This window comes from Cyanobium gracile UHCC 0281 (genome assembly GCF_034931305.1).
Classification (GTDB): domain Bacteria; phylum Cyanobacteriota; class Cyanobacteriia; order PCC-6307; family Cyanobiaceae; genus Cyanobium; species Cyanobium gracile_A.
Genome location: NZ_JAYGHY010000029.1, coordinates 23,126 through 30,693, shown reverse-complemented (window position 1 = coordinate 30,693; position 7,568 = coordinate 23,126). Strand labels below are relative to the sequence as shown.

Annotated in this window: 8 protein-coding genes and 1 pseudogene; all 9 read right to left on the bottom strand. The window is 68.2% G+C overall.

Annotation, left to right across the window (positions count from 1 at the left end):
• Window positions 1-209, bottom strand: a pseudogene (locus VB739_RS09955) (hypothetical protein); the annotation flags it as partial.
• Window positions 210-289: 80 nt separating this feature from the next.
• Window positions 290-541, bottom strand: coding sequence for a carboxysome peptide B (locus VB739_RS09950; protein ID WP_323356916.1), 252 nt, complete (start codon window positions 539-541; stop codon window positions 290-292).
• On the bottom strand, window positions 541-822 hold the full coding sequence (locus VB739_RS09945; RefSeq protein ID WP_323356915.1) for a carboxysome peptide A: 282 nt from the start codon (window positions 820-822) through the stop codon (window positions 541-543). Before VB739_RS09945 ends, VB739_RS09950 begins: the two co-directional genes overlap by 1 nt.
• Before the next feature lie 2 nt (window positions 823-824).
• Window positions 825-2,360, bottom strand: coding sequence for a carboxysome shell carbonic anhydrase (locus tag VB739_RS09940; protein WP_323356914.1), 1,536 nt, complete (start codon window positions 2,358-2,360; stop codon window positions 825-827).
• 6 nt (window positions 2,361-2,366) lie between these two features.
• On the bottom strand, window positions 2,367-4,775 hold the full coding sequence (locus VB739_RS09935; RefSeq protein ID WP_323356913.1) for a CsoS2 family carboxysome shell protein: 2,409 nt from the start codon (window positions 4,773-4,775) through the stop codon (window positions 2,367-2,369).
• A gap of 72 nt (window positions 4,776-4,847) precedes the next feature.
• A complete protein-coding gene (locus VB739_RS09930) occupies window positions 4,848-5,189 on the bottom strand; it encodes a ribulose bisphosphate carboxylase small subunit (RefSeq protein WP_015107693.1) in 342 nt (113 codons plus the stop codon).
• 100 nt (window positions 5,190-5,289) lie between these two features.
• Complete coding sequence (locus tag VB739_RS09925; protein WP_323356912.1) at window positions 5,290-6,702, bottom strand: form I ribulose bisphosphate carboxylase large subunit; 1,413 nt, start codon at window positions 6,700-6,702, stop codon at window positions 5,290-5,292.
• A 51-nt stretch (window positions 6,703-6,753) separates the two neighbouring features.
• A complete protein-coding gene (locus VB739_RS09920) occupies window positions 6,754-7,065 on the bottom strand; it encodes a BMC domain-containing protein (RefSeq protein WP_015107695.1) in 312 nt (103 codons plus the stop codon).
• A 190-nt stretch (window positions 7,066-7,255) separates the two neighbouring features.
• A complete protein-coding gene (locus VB739_RS09915; RefSeq protein ID WP_259725087.1) occupies window positions 7,256-7,537 on the bottom strand; it encodes a P-II family nitrogen regulator in 282 nt (93 codons plus the stop codon).
• Between the last annotated feature and the right edge of the window lie 31 nt (window positions 7,538-7,568).

Sequence of the window (7,568 nt, the reverse complement as noted above, 5' to 3'; positions counted from 1 at the left end):
GGCTTGGCCTCCGCCGGTTTGGCCACCGATTTGGCCGCTGCCGCCGGTGGCAGGGCCGGTGGGGTGCCGCCCCCGGCTGGCGCTCCGGAGTTGCCAGCCACGGCCGGTTTGACCGCCGCCGGAGTCGCCGGTTTGGCGGCCGGCGCCGGGCTGGAAGTGGCCGGCGTTGGGGTGGCGTCGGGACCGGTGCGGGGGGTGCGGCTGGCCATGGGACGGGCGCGGGGAGGAGGAACTGGAGTGGAGATGCTCGACAGGAGGCAGGCCGCCAGGGGCGGTTCCCCCCCGGCGCTTACCCGTCCGGCTCCCAGAAGTCAATGATGCCGCCGATGGTCAGGTCGGTGTGCGTCTCCGGGTTGCCGCAGGCGAAGCGGGCGGCCGAACCACTGGCGGTGAACACCCAGTTGCCGGGGGAGGCACCGACGGGATCCACCGCGACGCTGAGCTTTCCCTTGGGGCTGCGCAGCACCCGCAGATTCCAGTGCTCCAGGCCGGGCACTCGCTGGGAGCAGACCAGGGAACCGGTGACCTGCATGATCTCCATCAGGCGCCACCTCCCGGGGCCGGGCTGGCCTTGCCGGCGTCGGGATCCCAGTGGTCGATGATCCCCACGATGGTGAGATCGCTGGGGTACGACTTGCTGCCTGCCGCTTCCCGGGCTGCCGAGCTGCCCACGCAGATCACCCAGTCGCCCGGGATGCAGCCCACCGCGTCGACGGCCACCTTCTGGGTGCTGCCGTCCTGGACCACCTGGAGGTGCTTGTGCTCGAAATCGGGGATGCGGTTGGTCGAGACAAGGGGCTTGACCACTTTGCAGATCAACATGGTCAGTGCCCTCCTGCGGTGGTGAGGCTGATGGTGGAACCTACCGCCTCGGCAGGCGTGTGCCGTTCCTGGTCGCGCACGGTGAGCAGGGCATGCAGCAGGCCCTGGGCGAAAAGATCCGGGTAACGGTTCTCGATCGCTTCCTGCACCCGCTGGGCATGGCGCACGGCCCGTTCCCGGGCACCGGGCACCTTGCCGTTGTAATCGAAGCGCACCACCACCGGCACCGGCAGGCCCCGCGACACATTGAGGCCCTTGAAGATCTTCACCCCCACGTCCATGTCGGGGGCCCCCTCCTCAACGGTGTCCATGTAGGCGAAGTACGTGAGGTTGCGCAGGTGGATCTCCTTGAAGCCGATCCCAACGCCGATGAAGCGCTCGGCATGGCCGGCATCGGCGTAGTGGCCGTGGTGGTACTGGCGCACGTAATCGATCTGGGAGATGTTGTGCTCCAGCAGCCGGGAGATCAGGCGGACCATGCCGGGATCGGGGGTGCTGGCCGCCGCCGCCGTGGCCAGCTCAGCGATCCGGCGCCGGGCCTCCTCGGGCTGCAGGTGGCGCGTCGCCTCATACACCGTGGCGGCATCAAGCCAGTGATCAAGCCGGGTGCTGCCATCCATGCCCGGCACATGCACCCGGATGGCGTCGGTGTCGGTGTCGATCCCCAGCAGCAGCAGGTCGACGGAGGCGCCGCAGCAGAAACTGTTCTCCACCGCCTGCTGGAACTCCATCAGCCGCTGGCGGCCGCAGCTGGCCGCCAGGGCGTCGTCGCTGCCGTGGGCGGCGCAGCCTTCATGCGTCGGATCGAGGGAGCTGAAGTGGTAGAGCACCACCTTCAGGTAACGGGTGTCGTCGTGGGCGGGGTTGGGAACGCCCTCCCGGTAACGGCGGTGTTCGGTCTTGACCCAGCGGTTGACCGTGTTCTCGACATCAAACAGCGCACCGGCATGGGGCCGGCGGCGCACCGAGCTGAAGGGCAGACGCAGGGCGAAGGCGATGGCGTGGGCCAGGCGTCCATCGGCGCAGGGGGTGGCATCCAGCAGGTGGAAGCCGCAGGACAGCAGGAAGGCGTTGAATTCGTCCGCCGCCGGGCTGCCGGGCTGGCCTTGCAGGGGATCGTCGCGGAAGAAGCCGTCGCTGGTCTGTTCGTAGGTTTCGAAAACGCACCAGGCGAACAGGCTGCGCATGTCGAGCTGGCTGACCCAGGCCTTCTCCAGGATCGGCAGGGGCAGGCTGAAGCCGAGTTCGGCCTGGGCCAGGGCTTGGGCGCGTGCCACGAAATCATCCTCGTGCTGCAGGGCCGACAGCCGCTTGAGCACGGGCACGATCCGATCGAAGGCGTCCTTGACGCCGCGGTCGTAGCTCTCGAGGGCGGCGTTGGCAGCGCTGTCCGTCAGCGGATGCAGGCTCGAGGCCCCCTGGCCGAGCCGGACGGCCGCCAGGCGCCGGGAGAGATCGGCGCCACCGGTTGCATCGTGCCGGCGCCGGGGGGCGCTGGGAGCAAGGGGACGGATTGTGGGGGCCGGGCGGCGGGGCATCAGGGATCAGCCCCGGGCTCCGCCGGAGACCGTGATCAGGGAACCGGAGTTGGTGCTGCCGCTGGATCCGGTGATCTTGTTGGTGGGCTCGGGCAGGTCCTCGTTGCGCTTGCTCTGGAAACCGGGCATGGCCGCCATCGGACCAACCCTGCTGGGGTTGCGGCGGCGTGCGGAGGCCCCCTCGGTTCCGGTCACGTGCTTGCCCCGTCCCCAGTCATCACCGGTGATGTTCAGACCGGCGGAGAGACCCTCGCCGGTGACCCGGGAGGTGGGACGGGCATCTTCGTCCACGGTCACCGGGGCGGCCGTTTGGCGCTGCCGGACCGGCGCCGGCCCGCGTCGGTCGAAGCGGAACTGTTCGGTGCCGGTCACCTTGTCGGCGGCCATGTCGAAGGGGCCGGTGATGCGGTTGCCCTGCTCGTAGCTGTTGCCGGTGACGCCACCGGGGCGCTGGCGTGAGGTCTGGGCGGTGTGGGCGGCCCGTGCCGGCGACTGGACGCTGAACTGCTGCCAGGGTTGCCCGGTGAGGGGCTGTGGAAAATCAGCCTCCTGGGTTGCAGCGGCGCCGCAGGCCTCCGCCAGCTGGTCGCCACCGATGTAGGGGGTTCCGGTGATGTCCTCGCAGGCACCGCGTTCGGCGCCGGTCATGACGCCATTGATGCCGGGCTGGATGCCGCTGAGCCGGTGCCCAGGAGTGCCCATACGGGCAGGGGTGCGCTGGCGGATCTCAGCCACCCGGTCGGAGGAGCACCAGGTGCCGGCCTGCTCGATGCCGGCATAGGGGGTGCCGGTGACGGCCTTGCAGGTGCCGGGTTCATCGCCGGTGACCTTCTCGGAACGGCCGGTGCGGGTGCCGCTCACCACCAACGCCTTGTTGGTCACGCTGAAGCCCACCTTGGCGGCTTCCGGTGCCGGCGTGGTGCCGCAGAACTGCTCGAACTGCTGGGTGCCGATGTATTCGTCACCGGTGACCAGGCGGCAGGAGCCCGGCTCGTCGCCGGTGACATGCTCGCTGCGGCCCACGTGGGTGCCGGTGATGCCGGTGCCCCGCAGGGTGTGCAGGCTGCTGACTTTGGCGGGCGCGCGACCCGGCACCTCGGACTGGTCACCCACGTACTGGGTGCCGGTGAGCTGGCGATTGGCGCCGGGCTCGTTGCCGGTGACCCGTTCGGAGCGCTCCACGATCACGCCGGAGACCGGCCGGCCCGCAGTCGTGCGGGTGAGGCCCACCTTGCGGGGGGAGGGGCTGGTAGTGCCGCACCAGGCGGCGCTCTGGTTGGCGGAGATGTATTCGGTGCCGGTGATGGTCTTGCAGGTGCCGGGCTCGTCGCCGGTGACCTTCTCGGAGCGACCGACCTCGTTGCCCGTGACCCGGTTGCCGTGGCTGGTGGCGCTCACGCGCACCTTGGCGGGCTGGAGGGGGGTTGGCTCGTTCTGGCAGAAGGTGCGGAAGATCTCGGCGCCCAGATAGTCGGTGCCGGTGATCGGCCGGCAGGTGCTGGCTTCGTTACCGGTGGTCTTGAGGGAGCGATTGGCCTGGGTGCCGGTGACCACCTGGCCCCGGACCGTCTCGCTCACCCCCACCTTCCAGTGGGCATCAGCGGCGGCATCGATCTTGGCCTGGCCGCGACGGGGGCCGGTGGGACGGGAACCACCGCTGCGGGAGCTGCCGGCGGAGCCCACCTTGCACTTCAGTTCGCGCACCTTCTGGGCCAGCTCGCGGCTGGTCATGTCGGGGTTCGCCTGGCGTGCCACCGAGGCGGCGACGGCGCTGGTGGGGGCGCTGGCGGATTTGCCCCGCTTGGAGAGGGCCTCGCGGCGGGCCATGACGATGGCCCGGCTGGGGTTGTGCTGGGCGGTGCGCTTGGCGACGCCACGGCGCTCACCGTTGCGGGATTGGCGGTTGGCCAGGGAGGACCCGAGGCCGGCGGAAGCGCTGCTGCTGGCGGCCGAAGCCGCCTTGGCGTCCTTGCAACCGCAGGGACGGTCGCTGCTGGCGGCCACGACGGGGCTGGCGGCGGAGACGCTCGCCTTGGTGGCGCGCATCACGTCCTGACGGGTGCGGTCATGGGACGTGTCGGCGCGCTTGCCGCGGCGCGACAGGGCTTCCCGGCGCTCCAGCACCAGGTTCCGGCTGGGGTTCGCCAACGGCTTGGCGTTGCTGCGATGGCCGGAAGCGGGGGCGGAGCTCAGAGAGGAGGAACCACCACGACGTGGGGCGGCGGCGGGGCGTTGGGAGACCGGGGCCGCAGCGGCGGGGGCGGGAGGCTCCGCTGCGGTGCGGCTGCGCTGGGCGTCAGCGGCCGTGCGCACCCTGCCCGGGGAGGACATGAACTGGGCGGAGGCTTTCTTACCGCCGTTGGTGAGGGCCTTGCGGCGCTCCAGAGCTGCTTCCCGACTGGTGGTCCTGGCCATGTCCGCCCCGTGAATGGATGATCAAAAGTGATGGATCCCGACCGCCGGCCGGGATCCGCTGGAACCGCTGGATCAGCGGCCTTCGAACACAACGAAGCAGGCACCCTGGCTCTGGGTGTAGGCGTCGTAGCCGACGAGGCGCACGTGATGGTCCGGATAGGCCCTGTGGCAGGACTCCAGTTCATTCACGATCACGCCGAGATCCTTCTCACCGAAGAAGGGCAGCTTCCAGTACGACCAGTAGGTGGCCATGGAGCGGCTGGGGTGAACGTGCTCGACCAGGGGGCTCCAGCCCTGGGCAATGATGTAGGCGATCTGGTCGTAGATCTCGTCCTGGGTCATCGGCGGGAGGAAGCCGAAGGTCTCCAGGGTGGCGACTGTTTGATAGTCACCCACGGTGCTCTTGAAGGGCATGGGGATCCTTGAGGGGAATGGGATGGGAAGCCCAGCCCCGCTGACCTCAGGTGGGTGCACCATCGGTCAGCGGTAGCAGGGCATGGGGCCGTGTGTCGGCTCAGCCGACGTCGAGCTTGTCGACGGTGTCGAACTCGAACTTGATTTCCTTCCAGGTCTCGAGGGCGATGGCCAGCTCGGGGCTGTGCTTGGCGGCTTCCGTGAGGATGTCGCGGCCTTCCTTCTCGATCTCGCGGCCGGCGTTGCGGGCCTTGACGCAGGCTTCCAGAGCCACCCGGTTGGCGGCGGCGCCGGCGGCCGAGCCCCAGGGGTGACCGTGGGTGCCACCACCGAACTGGAGCACGGAGTCGTCGCCGAAGATGGCGACCAGGGCGGGCATGTGCCACACGTGGATGCCACCGGAGGCCACGGCGAAGACGCCGGGCATCGAACCCCAGTCCTGATCGAAGAAGTTGCCGCGGGTGCGGTCTTCGGGAATGAAGGATTCGCGCAGCTGGTCGATGAAGCCCAGGGTGGTCTGACGGTCACCCTCGAGCTTGCCCACCACGGTGCCGGTGTGCAGCTGGTCGCCGCCGGAGAGGCGCAGGCACTTGGCCAGCACCCGGAAGTGGATGCCGTGCTTGGGATGGCGGTCGATCACCGCGTGCATGGCGCGGTGAATGTGCAGCAGCATGCCGTTCTTGCGGCACCACTTCGACAGACCGGTGTTGGCCGTGAAGCCACCGGTGATGTAGTCGTGCATGATGATCGGCTGCCCGAGTTCCTTGGCGAACTCGGCCCGCTCGTACATCTCCTCAGGAGTGGCGGCGGTGCAGTTGAGGTAGTGCCCCTTCTTCTCGCCGGTTTCTTCCTGGGCGAGCTGAACGGCTTCGGCCACGAACTCGAAACGGTTCTGCCAGCGCTGGAAGGGCTGGGAGTTGATGTTCTCGTCGTCCTTGGTGAAGTCGAGGCCGCCGCGGAGGCATTCGTAGACCACCCGGCCGTAGTTCTTGCCCGACAGGCCGAGCTTCGGCTTGATGGTGCAACCCAGCAGGGGACGGCCGTACTTGTTCATCCGGTCGCGTTCGACGCAGATGCCGTTCGGCGGGCCAGGGCAGGTCTTGATGAAGGCCATCGGGAAGCGGATGTCTTCCAGACGCAGGTGACGCAGGGCCTTGAAGCCGAACACGTTGCCCACCAGGGAGGTGAGCACGTTGGTCACCGAGCCTTCCTCGAACAGGTCGAGGGGGTAGGCGATGAAGGCATAGAAAGCCTCCTTGTCACCAGGGACGTCTTCGATGCGGTAGCAGCGGCCCTTGTAGAAGTCGAGATCGGTGAGGAGCTCGGACCACACGGTGGACCAGGTGCCGGTGGAGGACTCGGCGGCCACGGCGGCAGCCACTTCTTCCTTGGGCACACCTTCCTGGCCGGTGCACTTGAAGCAGGCCAGCAGGTCGGTGTCGAGGGGGACGTAATCGGGAGTCCAGTAAGTGTCGCGGTACTCCTTGACCCCGGCGTCGTACTTCTTGCTCATGGGATTGTTCGGATGGGTTCGGATGAAAAATCAGAGGGTCGCCTTGACCGCTCAGTCCTTCGATCCCAGGCCGAAGCTGCTGTTCAGCGCCGGCTCCACTTCACGGTGGGGACGGGCGATGATGTGGGCGGCCACCAGGCCGTCACCCACACGCTCGCAGGCGTCGGCGCCGGCGCGGACGGCGGCGTTGACGGCACCGGTTTCACCCCGCACCAGGACGGTCACGTAGCCGCCGCCGACGAATTCGCGACCAATGAGGCGCACTTCGGCGGCTTTGGTCATGGCGTCAGCCGCTTCGATGGCGGGGACCAGACCGCGTGTCTCGATCATGCCGAGGGCGATGCCCATGGTTTCGTTTGCCATTACCTGCTCCTGGAGGAGGGGGGTGGAATGTTCGTGTGCAACCTTGCTCCTCCGTCAAACCCTCCGTCAAGCGATTGGCAGCCCGGCAGCCATCAAGGTTTCGCGATCGGCTGATAAGGGCAGCTGATCAGTGCAACACAAAAAGCAAGCTTTGCTTGATCGCTGCGACCTGCGGGGCCGCCAGCCCGGTTCAGAGGGGCTCGGCGCTGGAGACGAAGCCCACACCGCCATAGCGCTTCAGCAGGGGCTTCAGGGCCTTGCCCACGGCCGCCAGCACGGCGTCCTCGACGAACACGATCACGTGGGCATTGGCCCCCAGCCCGCTGAAATCCATCCCTTCGGAGATCTCCCCGGATGGCCCCATGCCCGTGACGTGCCGCATCACCGAATAGCCCTTGGCCCCGGCCGCGGTGATGGCCTTGCAGACCCGGTTCAACTCCCGTTCGCTGAGAAACAGATCGATTCGTTTCATGGTGTCGGGGCGAAGGTTTGGCGAGGGGATG